At 68.5% G+C, this 17,616-nt stretch carries 16 protein-coding genes; 15 read left to right on the top strand and 1 reads right to left on the bottom strand.

Going from position 1 to position 17,616, the window contains the following annotated elements; translation table 11 throughout:
* Window positions 1-15: 15 nt before the first annotated feature.
* The 13 genes from DOM66_RS05400 to DOM66_RS05340 all read left to right on the top strand — a co-directional run bounded on the left by DOM66_RS05400 (window position 16) and on the right by DOM66_RS05340 (window position 14,803).
* Window positions 16-2,937, top strand: a complete 2,922-nt coding sequence (locus tag DOM66_RS05400; protein WP_110689481.1) for a FimV/HubP family polar landmark protein — start codon at window positions 16-18, stop codon at window positions 2,935-2,937.
* Window positions 2,938-2,960: 23 nt separating this feature from the next.
* The gene (truA, locus tag DOM66_RS05395; protein ID WP_110689480.1) at window positions 2,961-3,929 is read left to right on the top strand and encodes a tRNA pseudouridine(38-40) synthase TruA; all 969 of its coding nucleotides are present in this window, start codon (window positions 2,961-2,963) and stop codon (window positions 3,927-3,929) included.
* Between the two features lie 60 nt (window positions 3,930-3,989).
* Window positions 3,990-4,655 carry a phosphoribosylanthranilate isomerase gene (locus DOM66_RS05390; protein ID WP_110689479.1) on the top strand — a complete coding sequence of 222 codons (666 nt, stop codon included), beginning with the start codon at window positions 3,990-3,992 and terminating at the stop codon, window positions 4,653-4,655.
* Entirely contained in the window at window positions 4,609-5,880 is a 1,272-nt protein-coding gene (trpB, locus tag DOM66_RS05385) for a tryptophan synthase subunit beta (protein ID WP_110674309.1), read from the top strand. The genes DOM66_RS05390 and trpB overlap by 47 nt, the downstream gene beginning before the upstream one ends.
* Before the next feature lie 14 nt (window positions 5,881-5,894).
* Entirely contained in the window at window positions 5,895-6,722 is an 828-nt protein-coding gene (gene trpA / locus DOM66_RS05380) for a tryptophan synthase subunit alpha (RefSeq protein ID WP_110674308.1), read from the top strand.
* 106 nt (window positions 6,723-6,828) lie between these two features.
* A complete protein-coding gene (accD, locus tag DOM66_RS05375; protein ID WP_110674307.1) occupies window positions 6,829-7,758 on the top strand; it encodes an acetyl-CoA carboxylase, carboxyltransferase subunit beta in 930 nt (309 codons plus the stop codon).
* A gap of 1 nt (window position 7,759) precedes the next feature.
* Window positions 7,760-9,031 (top strand): bifunctional folylpolyglutamate synthase/dihydrofolate synthase, encoded by a 1,272-nt coding sequence (locus DOM66_RS05370; RefSeq protein WP_110689478.1) that lies wholly within the window; start codon window positions 7,760-7,762, stop codon window positions 9,029-9,031.
* A gap of 85 nt (window positions 9,032-9,116) precedes the next feature.
* On the top strand, window positions 9,117-9,827 hold the full coding sequence (locus DOM66_RS05365) for an SPOR domain-containing protein (RefSeq protein ID WP_110689477.1): 711 nt from the start codon (window positions 9,117-9,119) through the stop codon (window positions 9,825-9,827).
* On the top strand, window positions 9,827-10,438 hold the full coding sequence (locus DOM66_RS05360) for a CvpA family protein (RefSeq protein ID WP_110674304.1): 612 nt from the start codon (window positions 9,827-9,829) through the stop codon (window positions 10,436-10,438). Before DOM66_RS05365 ends, DOM66_RS05360 begins: the two co-directional genes overlap by 1 nt.
* Before the next feature lie 28 nt (window positions 10,439-10,466).
* Window positions 10,467-11,996 carry an amidophosphoribosyltransferase gene (gene purF, locus DOM66_RS05355; protein WP_110674303.1) on the top strand — a complete coding sequence of 510 codons (1,530 nt, stop codon included), beginning with the start codon at window positions 10,467-10,469 and terminating at the stop codon, window positions 11,994-11,996.
* 257 nt (window positions 11,997-12,253) lie between these two features.
* A complete protein-coding gene (locus DOM66_RS05350) occupies window positions 12,254-13,444 on the top strand; it encodes an O-succinylhomoserine sulfhydrylase (protein ID WP_110689476.1) in 1,191 nt (396 codons plus the stop codon).
* A gap of 151 nt (window positions 13,445-13,595) precedes the next feature.
* The gene (locus DOM66_RS05345; RefSeq protein WP_110689475.1) at window positions 13,596-14,150 is read left to right on the top strand and encodes a cytochrome b; all 555 of its coding nucleotides are present in this window, start codon (window positions 13,596-13,598) and stop codon (window positions 14,148-14,150) included.
* Window positions 14,151-14,221: 71 nt separating this feature from the next.
* The gene (locus tag DOM66_RS05340) at window positions 14,222-14,803 is read left to right on the top strand and encodes a YceI family protein (RefSeq protein WP_110674351.1); all 582 of its coding nucleotides are present in this window, start codon (window positions 14,222-14,224) and stop codon (window positions 14,801-14,803) included.
* A 111-nt stretch (window positions 14,804-14,914) separates the two neighbouring features.
* On the opposite strand, the gene DOM66_RS05335 is transcribed toward DOM66_RS05340, so the two are convergent.
* Window positions 14,915-16,036 (bottom strand): NAD(P)/FAD-dependent oxidoreductase, encoded by a 1,122-nt coding sequence (locus tag DOM66_RS05335; protein WP_157958999.1) that lies wholly within the window; start codon window positions 16,034-16,036, stop codon window positions 14,915-14,917.
* Between the two features lie 128 nt (window positions 16,037-16,164).
* Here DOM66_RS05335 and dkgB point away from each other — a divergent pair, with 128 nt between their 5' ends.
* Window positions 16,165-16,977, top strand: coding sequence for a 2,5-didehydrogluconate reductase DkgB (dkgB, locus tag DOM66_RS05330; protein WP_110689473.1), 813 nt, complete (start codon window positions 16,165-16,167; stop codon window positions 16,975-16,977).
* 114 nt (window positions 16,978-17,091) lie between these two features.
* Window positions 17,092-17,541 (top strand): EF-hand domain-containing protein, encoded by a 450-nt coding sequence (locus DOM66_RS05325; RefSeq protein WP_110674298.1) that lies wholly within the window; start codon window positions 17,092-17,094, stop codon window positions 17,539-17,541.
* Window positions 17,542-17,616 lie beyond the last annotated feature (75 nt).

Here is a 17,616-nt window from a genome sequence, read left to right as displayed (position 1 = left end):
GCAGTTGGGGACAGCATGCGGTCATGGGTCACGCTCTTCATCGGCGGTTGCGGGCTGCTGCTGGCTACTCGGGTCCAGGCGCTGGGGGTGGGTGAGCCGCTGACGGTGTCACCGCTCAACCGGCCGCTGCATGTGGTGCTGCCGCTGACCGAGAGCGCCAGGCTGGAGCCTGCGCAGGTCTCGGTGACGCTGGCCGACGCGGCGGCCTACCGGCGTGCCGGACTGACGCCGGATGCCCTTGGCGATGGCATCACCGCGCGAGTCGAGAAGCGCCGCGGTGGGCTCGCCATCGTGCTCGACAGCGACCGGCGTGTGCGTGAACCCTTTCTTGATCTGCTGCTGAAGATAAACTGGCCTCAGGGGCAGTGGCAGCGTGAGGTCTCGCTGCTTTTCGATCCGCCCGATTACGCTGCGACGCAGCCGCTGCTGGCAGCCGCTGACTCGACGCCGCACTCGACGCCGCACTCGGCGTCCACTGCCGCTTCGCCCTCATCCGTCTCGACCTCTGCGTATCCGACTGCCGCTGCCGGCTGGCCGCAGGCGCTCACGGTCGCCCCCGGTTCCACGCTCTCGACTCTGGCGGCATCGTTGCCGCCGCACCAGGGTGTCTCCCTGGCGGCGGCCATGTTGGCGCTCTATCGCGCCAATCGCAGTGCCTTCGTGGCCGGCAATATCGATCGGCTGCGCGCCGGCGTGCGCCTGGAGGTGCCGCCGGTGGCTACGGTCGCGGCGCTGGCCGATCAGGCCCCGGCTGCACTGCGGACATTGCGCAACGCCGCCAATGGCGCCGATGTCGAGGGGGCAGCCGCACATGGGCGCGCGGGGCAGGTGTCATCTGCCTCGGTGTCGGGGGCGGCGGACAGCGCGGCGCTGGCGCGGCAGGTGGCAGCCCTGACGCAGCAGACCCAGCGTCAGCAGGCGACCATTGCCGAGCTCGAGGACCAGCGCGAGCGGCTGCGGGCGGCGCTCGCCGCAGGCGCAACGCCGATCGACAAGGGCGACGTGTCGGCCTCCGACCCGAGCGGTGGTGTGAGCAAGTCCGCCGTGGTGGCGGCCCTGGGGGCATCGGCGCCGCCCGGTGACGCCTCGACTTCCTCGCCTACGACTTCATCGATTTCGACTGGCTCGACCTCGACGGCCGCCGACTCATCGGCCGTGGGTGATGGGATTGCGGCTTCTGGATCGACACTCGCCGGCCCCGTGACGTCGGCTGGCGATACCACGCCAGCTGCCTCCACGGCGGCCGCGGCCTCGTCGACGGCGCAGGCGACGCCGCTGGACAAGTCCACGCCGCTGCCCAAATCGGCGTCCTCCACGCTCAAGGTATCCGCCGCGAAAAACGGCAGCGCTGCTGCGCCGTCCCTATGGCAGCGTGCCGTGTCCTGGTCGCCGCTGCTCGGCGCCCTGGCGCTGCTCGGCCTGCTCTGGGCCCTGCTGCGGCAACGTCGCCGTTCCCGGGAGCAGGCCCAGATTACTGTCCATGACGAGTCGAGTGACGGCCGCCCCGGTGCGCCGGACCAGGCCCCGCGCAAGCCCCGCCGCCGGGCGCCGAGGGGGCTCTTAAAGTGTCTGAAGAGAGGTGTGAAACGCCGCGGCGCGCGGCGCGACCCTGTTGAGGTCGAGATGGGGGCCGCGGCGATCAGTCAGGCCGATATCTATATCGCTTATGGCCGTTATGCTGCCGCCCGTGACTGGCTCGAACCGCGGCTGGAGGAAGATCCGCGCCATCGGCTGAGCCTGATCCGAGCCCTGGGTGAGCTGCGCGAGATCGAGGCCATGGAGCAGGTGCTGGCCGGGTTCGACGACAGTGCCAGCCGCGAACAACGGCGCACCGCGGAAGCCCTGGTCGCTGACTACCGCGCCCGCTATGTCGATGAGAGCTGGGCCGTTGCCACCGATCACGCAGAGGCCGCGGCAGCCGACACCGCCGCGGCGACTCTGCTGGCGGAGGACGAGGGGGCGCTCTCTCTGGCGCGGGTCGAGGATGTGGATGCGCTGTTCGATGCCGCGCTGGGTGGCGAGGCGGCGCCCTTGCCCCAGTCACCGCTGCCTGACACTTCGTCCTCGTCCGCAGCGCCATCCTGGTCCGACACGACGCCAGCGCCTGAAAAGACGCCTTCGTCCGAGTCGGTGTCCACTGGGGGGGCCTCGGCGCCGCGCACCATGGACGGCGCCGAGGTAGAGGACACCGAGACACCGCCCGATGCCGCGCCGACGCTGGCGCTCGAACCCTTGCCTCATGCATTCGATGTGGCCCCGGAGACGCTGGGTGCGGGTCCGTCAGCCACGGCGCATCGGGATGATGCCGGACCTGACGAGCATCGGTCGTCTGGTGCGCATGCGCGTGGATCGGAAGCGGAAGAAAAATTGGAAGCGGGAGAAAAATCGGAAACCGGGACGCAGCAGGGCGAGGCAGCCGCCGCCGAGCCCCCGCAAGAGCGCCGCGCGCGACCCTGGGAGCGCGACGACGCGACCGCCGCGCCGCTGGCCTTTCCCGATGATCCGGCGCCGCAGGCGCTGCGTATCGACTACCAGCCGCCGACGCTGGAGCTCGATGACGCGACACCGTCGCCCACGGTGCCGCTGAGCGACGCTTCGTCCGAGATCGAGATGCCGCCACTCGACCTCGATGCGCGCACCTGGCGCCCGATGGGCGAGCCGGTGTCCGCCGAGACGCCTCACCAGAGCGTGGGTTTGGCCTCTCCAGACAGCGCGTCTGCGCCAAGCAGCGCATCGGGAAGCACGGCTGCCGCAAACACGTCTTCTGAAAATGCGTCTCCGGGGAATACCTCGCCTGGACACACCTCATCTGGAAACGCGTCGCCTCAGCATCCCGTCTCCCCGGGGGACACCTCGCTGCAGCGTGGGATTCCCGTCGGCTGGGAGGTCGAGGAGGTGGAATTCGAGCCGCCGCATCGGGATAATGGTCGGCCCTAAGTTTCCCCGCGTTGCAGGTTTCGATGGCGTTTTTTACCCGGCAGGACGATACCCAGACGCTGAGTGGCCGCCTGGCCCTCGGCGTGGAGTATGACGGTACCCGCTACTGCGGCTGGCAGCGCCTGAGCCACGCCGAGTCGGTCCAGGGCACCCTGGAGGCTGCGTTGTCACGGATCGCCGCGGCTCCGGTCAAGGTGCTGTGCAGCGGTCGTACCGACAGCGGCGTTCATGCCACGCGCCAGATCGTGCACTTCGATGCGCCCGCGGCGCGCACCCAGAAGGCGTGGCTGTTCGGCGCCAACGCGACCCTGCCGCGGGATATCGCGGTGCGCTGGCTGGTACCGGTGAACGACGATTTCCACGCCCGCTTCTCGGCGCTGGCCCGGCGCTATCGCTATGTCATCCTCAATCAGCCGACGCGCCCGGTGATGGAGCGCCACCACGCCACCTGGTGCCGCGAGCCACTGGACGCCGAGCGCATGCATCGTGCCGCCCAGGTGCTGGTGGGGGAGCACGACTTCTCCAGCTACCGCGCGGCGGGTTGCCAGTCGAAGACCCCGATCCGCCATCTGCACGCCATCGAGGTGTGCCGTTACGGGACCCTGGTGGTGATCGACGTGCAGGCCAACGCCTTCCTGCACCATATGATCCGCAACATTGCCGGGGTGCTGGTGGCGGTGGGGCGCGGCGACAAGTCGGAGTCCTATCCTGCCGAGCTGCTGGCGCTCAAGGATCGGACCCTGGGTAACGTCACCGCGCCGGCCTGCGGGCTGCACTTCGTCGACGTGCGTTTCGACGAGCGCTTCGCCCTGCCCGAAGAGCCGCTGGGCCCGCAGATGCTGGCGTTCCGCGGCGACTGGACCGGCGACCGTGACCTGATTCCCGATACCCCCTTGATGCGCCGGCGGCGGGTATGGCCGAAATGGATCGACGCCGATGGCAACGTGGTCGATACCCACCCCGACGCCCGCGCGGCCGAATCCGTACCGTGACATCAGCGGCGCGACCGGCGGTAGAGACGCCCTGTCCGGGGCGCCAGGAGAGATGACCCCATGAGCCAGGTGAGAATCAAGATCTGCGGCATGACCCGGCGCGAGGATATCCACGCGGCGGTGGCGTGCGGCGCCGACGCCCTGGGGTTCGTGCTGTGGCCGGGCAGTGGCCGGGCGATCGAACCGGCAAGGCTGGCCGCGCTCAGCGCCGAGGTGGCTCCCTTCGTCACCCGGGTGGGGCTGTTCGTCGATGCCGATGCGGCCAGCGTCGAGGCGGCGCTGCCCTATCTCGACCTGCTGCAGTTCCATGGCGATGAGTCGCCCGAGTTCTGCGCGCGCTTTGCCAAACCCTGGATCAAGGCGCTGCGCATGCGTGACGGCCTCGACCTTGAGCAGGCCGTCCGGCGCTACGCCGGCGCCGGCGCGCTGCTGCTCGATGCCTACCGCCCCGGCGTCCCGGGTGGCACCGGCGAGACCTTCGACTGGTCGCGCATTCCCGGTGACCTGGGCAAACCTGTTATTCTTGCCGGTGGTCTGACGCCAGACAACGTCGCCACCGCCATCGCCCGCGTCGCGCCCTATGCGGTCGACGTCTCCGGTGGTGTCGAGGCCCGTGCGGACGGCGGCGCGCTGCGCCATGGCATCAAGGATCCCGCGCGCCTGCGCGCCTTCTGCCATCATGTCCGCGCCGCCGGCGCCACCACCATCCACGCAGCGACACCATGAGGGTCCACTCGTGAGCCGATTCTTTGACCTGACGCAACTGCCCGATGCGAGCGGCCACTTCGGCCCTTACGGAGGGCGTTTCGTCTCCGAGACGCTGAGCTTCGCGCTGGAAGAGCTCGACAAGATCTACGCGAGCCTCAAGCACGATCCCGATTTTCAGGCCGAGTTCGATCGTGACCTGACCCACTACGTGGGCCGGCCGTCGCCGCTCTACCATGCCGAGCGCTGGTCGCGGGAGATCGGCGGTGCCCAGATCTGGCTCAAGCGCGAGGATCTCAACCACACCGGCGCGCACAAGGTGAACAACACCATCGGCCAGGCGTTGCTGGCCAAGCGCTCGGGCAAGCCGAGGGTGATCGCCGAGACCGGCGCCGGCCAGCATGGTGTCGCCACCGCCACGGTGGCCGCGCGTCTGGGGCTCGAGTGCGAGGTCTACATGGGCGCCGAGGACGTCGAGCGCCAGAAGCTCAACGTCTATCGCATGCGTCTGCTCGGGGCCAAGGTGGTGCCGGTGGAGTCGGGCTCGCGCACCCTCAAGGACGCCATGAACGAGGCGCTGCGTGACTGGGTCACCAACGTCGACAATACCTTCTACATCATCGGTACCGTGGCCGGGCCGCACCCCTATCCGATGCTGGTGCGCGACTTCAATGCCGTGGCCGGCCGCGAAGCGCGGCGCCAGTCGCTGGAGCAGATCGGGCGCTTGCCGGATGCGCTGGTCGCCTGCGTCGGCGGTGGCTCCAACGCCATGGGCCTGTTCTATCCCTTCGTCGAGGATGACGAGGTGGCGATGTACGGCGTCGAAGCCGGCGGCGATGGCCTGGCTACCGGCCGTCATGCCGCGCCGCTGACCGCCAACGCGCCGCGTGGCGTGCTCCACGGCAACCGCACCTATCTGATGTCCGACGAGGGCGGCCAGATCGCCGATACCCACTCGGTCTCGGCGGGCCTGGACTACCCTGGCGTGGGCCCGGAGCACGCGCTGTGGAAGGATGTCGGGCGGGTCGAGTACGTGGCCGCCGACGACCACGAGGTGCTTGCCGCCTTCCGCGAGCTGACCCGGGTCGAGGGCATCATGCCGGCGCTGGAGTCAGCCCACGCACTGGCCCATGCCAAGAAGCTGGCGGCCAGCCTGCCGCGGGACAAGCACATCGTGGTCAACCTGTCCGGGCGTGGCGACAAGGACATCCATACCGTGGCCAAGATCGACGGCATCGAATTCTGACGGCGGGGACCGACATGAACCAACACGCGAATCGTATCGACCGGCGCTTCGCCGCGCTCAAGGCAGCGGGGCGCAAGGCGCTGATTCCCTACATCACCGCCGGTGATCCGGCCCCGGCCCACACCGTCGACTTCATGCACGCCTGCGTCGAGGCGGGGGCCGACGTGATCGAGCTGGGCGTACCGTTCTCCGATCCCATGGCCGACGGCCCGGTGATCCAGAAGGCGTGCGAGCGCGCGCTCCTCCACGGCACCCGGCTGAGCCACGTGCTGGAGATGGTGGCGGCGTTCCGCGAGCGCGATGCCGAGACCCCGGTGGTGCTGATGGGCTACCTCAACCCGATCGAGCGCATGGGCTATGCTGCCTTCGCCCGCCAGGCCCGGGATGCCGGCGTCGATGGCGTGCTCGCGGTCGACATGCCGCCGGAGGAGATGGGCGAGAACGCGGCGCTGTTCGCCGACCACGGTCTGCAGTCGATCTTCCTGCTCGCGCCGACCACCTCCGAGCAGCGCGCGACGACGATCTGTCACCACGGCCAGGGCTATCTCTACTACGTCTCGCTCAAGGGCGTCACCGGCGCGGCGACCCTCGATGCCGAAGCCGTGGGGTCGCAGTTGGCGAGCCTGCGTGCGCTCACCGAGCTGCCGCTGTGCGTCGGCTTCGGCATCCGTGATGGCGCCACGGCGGCGGCCATCGGCCGTGTCGCCGACGGCGTCATCGTCGGCAGCGCCCTGGTGGGGCGTATCGCCGAGCGCGCCGATGCCCCCGAGACGATCCCGCAGGCGCTGCGCGAGATCCTCGGCGAGATGCGCACGGCGCTGGACCGAGATGCGCGCGCCTGAGCCGCGCGGGGCATTCTGGTATCATCTGCGCTTTCCGTGTCGCGCCGGCATGTGGCTGACCGCCGGCGCGGACCCGTTTCCTTAAACTGATGGAATCTCTCCCGACATGAGCTGGCTAGACAAGATCGTCCCGTCGATGAGCCGCACCCAGCGTAACGACCGCCGCGCCAGCGTGCCCGACGGCCTGTGGCGCAAGTGCCCGAGTTGCGATTCGGTGCTCTATCTCCCCGAGCTGGAGAAACACCAGAACGTCTGCCCCAAGTGCCAGCACCACCTGCGACTCACGGCACGCAAGCGGCTCAACTGGTTCCTCGACGCCGAAGGGCGCGAGGAGATCGCTGCCGACCTGCAGCCGAGCGATCGGCTCAAGTTCCGCGATTCTAAGAAGTACAAGGATCGCCTCTCGGCGGCGCAGAAGGCGACCGACGAGAACGACGCCCTGATCGCCATGCGCGGCACCCTCGACGGTCTGCCGGTGGTCGCGGTGGCGTTCGAATTCTCGTTCATGGGCGGTTCGATGGGCGCGATCGTCGGCGAGAAGTTCGTGCGCGCGGCGAGCCTCGCGCTGGAGCAGGAGATCCCGCTGGTGTGCTTCGCCGCCTCCGGCGGCGCGCGCATGCAGGAGGCGCTGTTCTCGCTGATGCAGATGGCCAAGACCTCCGCCGCACTGGAGAAGCTCAAGCAGGCCGGGGTGCCCTACATCTCGGTGCTGACCGATCCGGTGTTCGGTGGCGTCTCGGCATCGCTGGCGATGCTCGGCGATCTCAATGTCGCCGAGCCCAACGCGCTGATCGGCTTCGCCGGCCCGCGGGTGATCGAGCAGACCGTGCGCGAGAAACTGCCGGAAGGGTTCCAGCGCAGCGAGTTCCTGCTCGAGCACGGCACCGTCGACATGATCGTCGCGCGTCCCGAGCTGCGGACGCGGCTGGGCAATGTGCTGCGTATTCTCACCCATCAGCCGTCACTCGCTGACGAAGCCGAGGCGGACTTCTCGCCGCTGCCGGACGAGGCCGACGCTTCCCAGGCGTCGCGCTGAGATGTCCGCGGCGCTGGATGCGTGGCTGGCGCGACTCGAGCGCCAGCATCCCGTCGCCATCGAGCTCGGCCTCGAGCGGGTCGCCACGGTGGCGACCCGCCTGGGGCTGAGTGAGCGGCCGCTGGCGGGGCAGGTGGTCACCGTGGCCGGCACCAACGGCAAGGGCTCGACGGTGGCGCTGCTCGAGCGCCTGGCCGCGTGCCACGGCCTCTCCACCGCCTGCTATACCTCTCCCCATCTGCTGCGCTACAACGAGCGCCTGCGCCTCGACGGCCAGCCGGCGGAGGATGCGCTGCTGGTCGAAGGCTTCGAGCGGGTCGAGGCGGCGCGCCTGGCGGGTGAGGCGGTGAGTCTCACCTACTTCGAGGCGGGCACCCTGGCGGCGCTGTGGGCGATCGCCGAGCGCCAACCACAGCTGGCGATTCTGGAGGTCGGGCTGGGTGGGCGCCTCGATGCGGTCAATGTGATCGACCCCGATATCGCGGTGATCACCACCATCGCCCATGACCATGCCGACTTCCTCGGCGACGATCTCGACGGCATCGGCTTCGAGAAGGCGGGCATCCTGCGCCCGGCGCGTCCGGCGGTGCTCGGCAGCCGCCAGTTGCCCGCCAGTGTCTCGGCCCGTCTCGGCGCGCTGGCAGCGCCGGCCTACTGGCTGGGACAGGCGTTCGCGCCCCAGGACCAGGGCGGCAGTTGGCAATGGCAGGGCAGCGACGCCCAGGGGGCGCGCTATGAACTCGATAGCTTGCCCGATCCGGGCCTGCCGCTGGACAATGCCGCGGTGGCGCTGCAGGTATTGACGCTGCTGGGCATCACCCCGCAACTCGAGGCGGTGCGCGAGGCCCTCGCCACGGTGGCGCTGCCCGGGCGCCTGCAGTGGCTGGACAACTGGTGTCTGGACGTGGCCCACAACCCCCATGCGGCGGCCTACGTGGCCGAGCGGCTGGCGGCCCGCCCGCGACCCACGCGGCGCATCGGCCTGCTCGGCGTGCTCGGCGACAAGGACGCCGGGGCGCTGATCGCCGCGCTGGGCCCGGCGGTCGACGCCTGGGTGGCGGTGGGGCTCGACGGCCCCCGCGGGCGTTCGGCGGCTGCGCTGGGCGAATCGATCGAGGCCGCCGGGGCGTCGCTGCTGGCCAGCTGCGACTCGCCGGCGGCCGGCGTGGCGTGGCTGCGCGAGCGGCTCGGTGCCGACGAGGAGGTGCTGGTGTGCGGCTCCTTCCTGACCGTCGCCGGGGCGCTCGAGGCGCTGACGGCGGCGGCCGTCTGACAGGTGCGATGCATCGAATCGGCATTTTTCATCGCCCCGGCCAATGGATGACCGGGGTTCGAACAGGCCCGCTTGAGGAGGTCTTATGAAGTACGGATGGCGTGAACGGATCAGTGGTGCGGTCATTCTGGTGGCCCTGGGGGCGATCTTCGTGCCGATGCTGTTCGACGACCCCGAGCCGCGTCAGCAGGGGCCGGAGCCGGTGATGGTGATCGAGCAGCCGGTAGGCGGGGGCGAGGCGCGCCAGCGCATCATCGAAGCGCCGCAGCCGCCGGCCTCGGTGGCCCAGCGCGACAGTGGCGGCAACACCAGCGCAGTGCCCGAGCCCGATACCTCGGCCCAGCTGGGCGGTGGTGGCGAGAGCTTCGGTCAAGGAGCGGGGAGCACCAGCGAGGAGAAGAGCGGCAACTCCCAGGCGACCCAGCCACGCACCGACCCGATCGCCGAACTGGCCCAGTCGGATACCAGCCAGCCGGCCAAGCGCCAGGCGCCGGCGTCTCAGGCAGCCCCGGCCAAGCCCGAGCCGGCGCCCAGCACCCCCACGCGTACCGCGGCCAGCAAAGATGGCGGCTGGGTGGTGCAGGTCGGCAGCTTCGGCCAGAAGGACAACGCCACGCGGCTCGCGGCCAAGCTCAAGAACCAAGGTTTCGCTGCTTATTCGCAGCCGCGGGACAACAACCTGACCTCGGTCTATGTCGGGCCTTTCGCTTCCTCGGAGGCGGGCGAGAAGGCGCGTGCCGAACTCAAGCAGTCCGCCAACCTGTCGGGACTCTTGATTCGCAAACCGGGTAGCTGATGACTCTCACCTGGCTCGACTACGCCTTCCTGCTGGTCTTGACGATCTCGATGCTGGCAGGTTTCATGCGCGGCCTGGTACGCGAGGCGCTGGGCCTGGGGGCGTGGATCGTCGCGCTGCTCGCGGCGCGGGTCTTCGCCCAGCCGTTGGGCGAAATGCTCGAGCCCTACATCTCACACCCGGACGCACGCCTGGTGCTCGGCTTCGTCCTGGTGATCTTCGTCGTGGTGATGGTGTGCGGCTTCGTCATCCGGCTGCTCAACGCGGCGATCGAGTGGGTCGGCATGGGGTTTTTCAACCGGGTCGCCGGCGCCTGCTTCGGTCTGGCCCGGGGGGCGGCGATCCTGGTGATCGCCACGGTGGTGATCGGGCTGACGCCCCTGGCCCAGTTGAGCGCCTGGCAGCAGGCGCAGCTGCGTCCCGCCTTCGAGTCGCTGCGGGCCTGGGCGGTGGTCCAGCTCGAGGACTGGAACGTGGACGCATCGCAGGCGGAGGACGCCATGCGGCGTCTGCCGTTGACGCTGCCGGGTACGACGACTTCGACAGTCGAGCAGAGCGGCCGTGCCGCGCCACCCCCGGGTGGCGCAGCGGCCGCGCAACCGGCGCCCTGAGGGGCGCAATCAAGCGAGGTAAGGCGGCATGTGCGGTATCGTGGGCCTCATGGCCAATGAAGCGGTCAATCAGTCGATCTATGACGCGCTGACGGTTTTACAACACCGCGGACAGGACGCCGCCGGCATGATGACCTGGGATGACGGTCGGTTTCTGCTGCGCAAGAACAACGGGCTGGTGCGGGATGTCTTCCACACCCGCCACATGAAGCGTCTCCAGGGCAACCTGGGGATCGGCCACGTGCGCTATCCCACCGCGGGATCGGCGAGCGAGGCGGAGTCGCAGCCGTTCTACGTCAACTCGCCCTACGGCATCACGCTGGCGCACAACGGCAACCTGACCAATTCCGACCAGCTCAAGCAGGAGCTGTTCTCCTCCGATCTGCGCCATATCAACACCAGCTCCGACTCGGAGGTCCTGCTCAACGTGTTTGCCCACGAACTGGGCAAGCAGGGGCTCTACCTCACCCCCGAGGACATCTTCGACGCGGTGCGCCGGGTGCATCGGCGCTGCCGCGGCGGCTACGCCGCGGTCGCCATCATCAGCGGCTTCGGGCTGGTCGCCTTCCGCGACCCCCACGGTATCCGCCCGGTGGTCTACGGCACCCGCGAGGGCGTCGATGCCGAGGGGCGCCCGGGGCAGGAGGTGATGATCGCCTCCGAGTCGGTGGCGCTCGATGTCAGCGGCTTCGAACTGGTGCGCGATCTGGCCCCGGGCGAGGCGATCTTCGTCGACATGCACAAGAACGTGCACACCCAGCAGTGTGCCGATCGCCCCAGCCTGACCTCGTGCATCTTCGAGCACGTCTACCTGGCGCGCCCCGACTCCAAGCTCGACGGTGCCTACGTCTACGGCACCCGCATGCAGATGGGGCGCAAGCTCGGCGACCGCATCCAGCGCGAATGGCCGGAGCACGACATCGACGTGGTGATCCCGATCCCCGACACTTCGCGCACCACGGCGCTGGAGCTGGCGCAGCACATCGGGGTGACCTTCCGTGAAGGGTTCATGAAGAACCACTACATCGGCCGTACCTTCATCATGCCGGGGCAGACCCAGCGCAAGAAGTCGGTGCGTCAGAAGCTCAACGCTATCGGCAGCGAGTTTGCCGGCAAGAACGTGCTGCTGGTGGACGACTCGATCGTGCGCGGCACCACCTGCAAGCAGATCATCCAGATGGCCCGGGACGCCGGCGCCAACAAGGTCTACTTCGCCTCTGCTGCCCCCGCCGTGCGTTACCCCAACGTCTACGGCATCGACATGCCGGTGGCATCCGAATTGATCGCCCATGGCCGCAGCGACGCCGAGGTGGGTGAGCTGATCGGCGCCGACCGTTTGATCTATCAGGACCTGGAGGATCTCAAGGCGGCCTGCCGCGAGGTCAATCCGGCCCTCGACGACTTCGACTGCTCGGTGTTCGATGGCAGCTACGTCACCGGCGACATCGACGAGGCCTATCTCGCTGCGCTCGAGGCCGCTCGCAGCGATGCGGCCAAAGAGGGGCGCGAGCGGGTCAATGCCGTGGTCGACCTGCACAACGACAGCTCGGACGACTGAGCCGGTGCGCCCCGCCGCCGGCGGGGCCGCCTCAGTCTGGACTTGGGCTTTGTACGAAAAGTCAGCGAGCGAAGGAAAGACCGGGGCGCGTAGCTAAGGTAAAAATCGGTGAAAACGGACCGGGCTGGCGTTCCAGTTTACGGTGTGTAAATGACCATTTTTGACCGGGCTGGCGCTCCAGCCGATTTTTAACGCCGTATTGCCGAGCGCAGGGATTTTTCGTGCATAGCCTAGACGATATTCAGGAGTGTACCCGCATGCCCCTAGACGACGATCTCTCGCTCGGTCTCGAGACCCTGGCGATCCGTGCCGGCCATGAGCGCACCCATGAGCAGGAGCACGGCGAGCCGATCTTCCCCACCTCTAGCTTCGTCTATGGCAGCGCCGCCGAGGCCGCGCGCAAGTTCAAGGGCGAGGAGCCGGGCAACGTCTACTCGCGCTTCACCAACCCCACCGTACGCAACTTCGAGCAGCGCCTGGCCGCGCTCGAGGGCGGTGAGCGCTGCGTCGCCACCAGCTCGGGCATGGCGGCGATCCTCTCGACCGTGCTGGCGCTGCTGCAGGCCGGTGACGAGGTGATCGTATCGCGCTCGGTGTTCGGCTCCACCATCGCGCTGTTCGACAAGTACCTGGCCAAGTTCGGCGTGGTGCCGCGCTATGTGGAACTCAACGATCTCGCCGGCTGGGAAGCGGCGATCACGCCCAAGACCAAGCTGCTGTTCGCCGAGACGCCCTCCAACCCGCTCAACGAGCTGGTCGACATTGCCGCGCTGGCGGACCTGGCCCACCGCCACGGTGCCTGGCTGGCGATCGACAACTGCTTCCTGACTCCGGCACTGCAGCGCCCGCTGGCGCTGGGCGCCGACCTGGTGATCCACTCGGCGACCAAGTATCTCGATGGCCAGGGGCGGGCGATCGGCGGCGCCGTGGTCGGCCGCGATCAGGAGCTGGAGCAGCTGTTCGGCGTGGTGCGCACCTGCGGCCCCTGCATGAGTCCATTCAATGCCTGGATCTTCCTCAAGGGGCTGGAGACGCTGAGCCTGCGCATGCACGCGCACAGTCGCAATGCCCAGGCCCTGGCCGAGTGGCTGGAGCAGCAGCCGGCGGTGGCGCGGGTCCACTACAGTGGCCTTGCCAGCCATCCCCAGCACGCCCTGGCCCAGCGCCAGCAGCTTGGCTTCGGCGCGGTGATGGGGGTCGAGATCGCCGGTGGGCGCGAGGCTGCCTGGCATGTGATCGACCACACCCGGGTGATGTCGATCACTGGCAACCTGGGTGACGTCAAGACCACCATCACCCATCCGGGGACCACCACCCACGGCCGTCTGAGCGACGCTCAGCGCGCCTCGGCGGGGATCAGCGACGGTCTGATCCGTCTTGCGGTAGGGCTGGAGACGCTGGAGGACCTGCAGGCGGATCTGGCCCGGGGCCTCGATACCCTCATGTGAAGTATCTGTCTCGGTTGACCGAAAAGCCCGCTCAGGCGGGCTTTTTCGTCTCTATTATTTCCTTTTCGTCACTAATCGATTTCCACCACCCTGGCTGTCGCCGCCGTCCGTTATCCGTATGCTGAGGTGAAACGGGAACAGGGGCAGGGTGATGTGGCGCAATTCTCACAGCGGCTGGGGCAGGATCAGCATCGCGCTGCACTGGTTGAGCGCGCTGGCGGTGTTCGGCCTGTTCGCGCTGGGCTGGTGGATGACCGGCCTGGGCTACTACGACACCTGGTACCATCTGGCGCCTTGGTGGCACAAGTCGATCGGTATCCTGCTGCTGGCGGCGAGTCTGGCGCGGGTGGCCTGGCGCCTGACCCAGCCCACCCCGCGCGCCCACGGCAGCGTGCTCGAGCGGCGTGCCGCCCATGCCGGCCATGGGCTTCTGTATCTGCTAATGTTCGTGGTGCTGTTCTCGGGCTATCTGATCTCTACCGCCGAGGGCCAGGGCATCAGCGTCTTCGGCTGGTTCAGCGTGCCGGCGCTGGTCTCGGGGCTGCCGGACCAGGCGGTGGTGGCGGGTAGCGTGCACTGGTATGCCGCCTGGGCGCTGGTGATTCTCGCCTGTGGCCACACCCTGGCCGCGCTCAAGCACCACTGGCTCGACCGTCAGGACACCTTGACCCGAATGCTGACGACGCGCGCCGCGCGGCGTCGCTGAGTGTTTCCGAGCGCTGGCCGCCACCGGTGCTCGCGCCCCCCAAGAGCTCAATCCACGAGGAGTTTCGCATGCTGCTGAAGAAGACCGCCCTGGCTGCCCTGGTCGCCGCCGCGCTGCCGCTGACCCAGGCCCAGGCCGCCGACTACAAGATCGACAGCGAAGGCCAGCACGCCTTCATCCAGTTCAAGATCAGCCACCTCGGCTACTCCTATATTCTGGGTGACTTCAAGCAGTTCAGTGGCGACTTCAGCTACGACCCCGAGGCGCCCGAGGAGTCCAGCGTCGCGGTCAAGGTCGACGTCGACAGCCTCGACAGCAATCACGCCGAGCGCGACAAGCACATCCTGAGCGGTGACTTCCTCGACGCCAGCAAGTATCCGCAGGCGAGCTTCAAGTCCACCGGCTTCCAGATCGACGACGACGGCGAAGAGGGAGAGATGACCGGGGAGCTGACCCTGCACGGGGTGACACGCAAGGTGACCTTCGACGTCGATCACATCGGCGGCGGCGACGACCCCTGGGGTGGCTATCGTCAGGGCTTCGAAGCGACCACGACCCTGGATCTGGCCGACTTCGACATCGACATGAGTCAGTTCCCGGCGCCGATGCACAGCGTGGATCTCTACGTGGTACTCGAAGGCATCCGCCAGTAGTGCCGTACCGCCGCGCTGACGCGCGGCGGTTGTGTGCGCTAGCGACGCGACCCCGGCCGGGTGCCGGGGTCGCGTTTTTGTGCACGCCGACGTGCGTGGGCGTGGGTTAGGTCAGGTGTCGTCCAGGTAGCGTGCCACCTCACGGCGGTCGCGGCGATGCTTGAGCCGGCGTACCCAGCGCCCGCGGCACCATAGCGAGCCGCGCCATGCGATATCGCGCAGGTCGCCGAGATTGAGCGCCTTCCAGTGGCTATCGTGGGTCCTGGCCGGGGTGGGGGCATCGCCCAGCGCCAGCAGCGCTGAGAGCAGGCCGGTGGCACGCTCACGGGTGGCGCGACGCGTGGTCTTTCCGGGGGCGCTGGGCTGGTTGACGAACACCCGTGGATCTTCGCGGCAGCGCTGGCGCGGGTCGACCTCGACCCGCCCCTGGGCGTCATGGGCCAGCCCGAAGACGTCGAAGGCCGGCGGCGGGCGCAGCGCTTCGACCACCAGCAGCAGGTCGGCGTCGACGGCGGTACCGTCGTCGAGGATCAGGCTGTCGCGCTCGTAGCGCGCTGCCGTGGCCACCAGTTCCAGGCGCAGGCCGCGCCGCTGCAGCCGCCGGGTGAGCCAGCGGTTGGCGCGACGGCAGGCGTCGGGCAGCGGCTGGCGCTCGTTGCCGATCAGCGCCACCGGCAGCGGGCGGCCGTAGCGTTCCCCCAGCGCCAGCAGGTTGGCTGCCAGCTCCACCCCCAGGGCGCCGCCGCCCAGCACCGCCACGTTGGACAGGCGTCGGGCGGGGTCGGCCAGCTCGCTCTCGAGCTGCTGGCGCAGCGCCCACAGGGAATCGGCGCTGGCGCCATAGATGCCCTGGGCGGTGTAGAAGCCGGGAATGGCCTGGGCGTCGACCACCGGTGGCAGATCGATCGACAGCCAGTCGTAGTCGAGGCGCTGGCCGTTGTCCAGGGTCACTCGGCGATTGCTGCGGTCGGCGGCGACCACGCTGGCGGCCACATGGGTGGCGCCGTGGGCGGTAATGCGTGATGCGGGCAGATGCACGTCGTCGAGTTGCCACTCGCCGCCGAGCATACCGCCGAGCCAGTCGGCGAAGGCGAACGGCTGGGGTGTGATCAGGGTGACGTCGATACCCGCCTGCGCCAGCTGGCGGGCGTGGCTGGCGACATGCAGGTGGGCATCGCCGTTGCCGACGAGAAGTAGCTGCTGGCGGTGCGGGGAGGGCGTGGCGTCTGACATGCCTCGATCCGGGCAGAAAATCGAACTTGAGTCTAGCATGGACAGGGGCGGCGCCCGAGCGCGGGGAGGCGGGCGCTGCCTATCGGTACGGTTTTTTTCACCTCTCCGCACGATCGAGGAGCCGCTTCATGTCACGTCATCTTCTGCCGCAGCCGGGCCTGGGTACCTATCGTCTCAAGGAGCAGGCGGTCATCGACTCGGTGACCTCGGCGCTCGACCTCGGCTACCGCCACCTCGATAGCGCCCAGATGTACGGCAACGAGGCCGCGGTGGGCAAGGCGGTGCGCCAGAGCGGTATCGCCCGCGACGAGCTTTTCATCACCACCAAGATCTGGTGGGATCAGCTCGAGCCGGCGGCGCTCACCGCCAGCCTGGAGCAGAGCCTCGACGCGTTTGGCCTCGAGCAGGTCGATCTCGCCCTGATCCACTGGCCCTCGCCCAACGACGAGGTGCCCATGGCTGACTATCTGGGTGCGCTCGACGCCTGCCGCCAGCGCGGCCTGACCCGGCATATCGGCGTCTCCAACTTCACCATCGCGCAGATCGACCAGGCGCTGGCGCTGCCCGGCGGCGAGCATCTGGTGACCAACCAGATCGAGGTCCATCCGTTCCTGGCCAACCGTGCGCTGGTCGAGCACTGCCAAGCCAAGGGGCTCGAGGTGACCGCCTACATGCCGCTGGCGGTGGGGCGGGTGATGGAGGATGCCGTGCTCAAGCGCATCGCCGAGCATCACGCGGTGACCCCGGCGCAGATCGCGCTGGCCTGGGTCGCCGCCCGCGATATCATCGTCATTCCGTCGTCGACCAAGCCGGAACACCAGAAGGCCAATCTCGAAGCGCTGGAGATTCGCTTGAGCGACGCCGAGATCGCCGAGATCGATGGGCTCGACCGCGGCGAGCGTATCGCCGATCCTGATTTTGCCCCGATCTGGGACGAGTAAGTTCACCTTGGACAGCGACACTCCCTCGGGCCGCTGGGCCCGAGGGAGTGTCGCTGCGCGAATTTTTTTGCTCGGCAGCGGTCTCAAGAGCACATCGTCTTGAGAGGATCTGCCATGCGTTCTTGGACACGTCCCTGGGCTCTGCGTCTGGGTATCGGTTTGCTGGCTGCGGGCAGTGCGCTGCCCGCCCTGGCACAGACGGCCGATGGCGCCGCGGACGGCGACGACTCGAGCCTGACGGTCAAGGCCGATAGCGGCCAGCCGCAGCCGCCGGCCAACGCCTCCCAGGTCGACCGTGAGTCGATCGAGAAGTCCGGCGGGGTGGGGCGCGACAACGCCGCCTTCACCGACGGTGGTGCCCAGACGCCGGTGGATCAGCGCCCCAACGCGCTGAGCTTCGACCAGCTCGACGTCAACGGCGATGGGGTCATCGACCGTGACGAAGCGGTCAGTGCCAAGCAGCAGGCGCTGTTCGAGCGGCTCGCCGACCCCGAGTCCGGCGGCATCACCCACCAGCGCTTTCGCGAGGCGATGGGCTCGGATACCCTCGCGCCCTCGGAGTAACTCGCCAAACGGTTGCCGTATCGTCTACGTAAAACGCCCGGCCAGTGGCCGGGCGTTTTGCGTCAATGCGCTGTC

Source organism: Salinicola endophyticus, from assembly GCF_003206575.1.
In the GTDB taxonomy this organism is placed as follows: Bacteria; Pseudomonadota; Gammaproteobacteria; order Pseudomonadales; family Halomonadaceae; genus Salinicola; species Salinicola endophyticus.
Note: the sequence above shows the minus strand (reverse complement) of the source record. Positions and strands in the feature narration are given on the sequence as shown.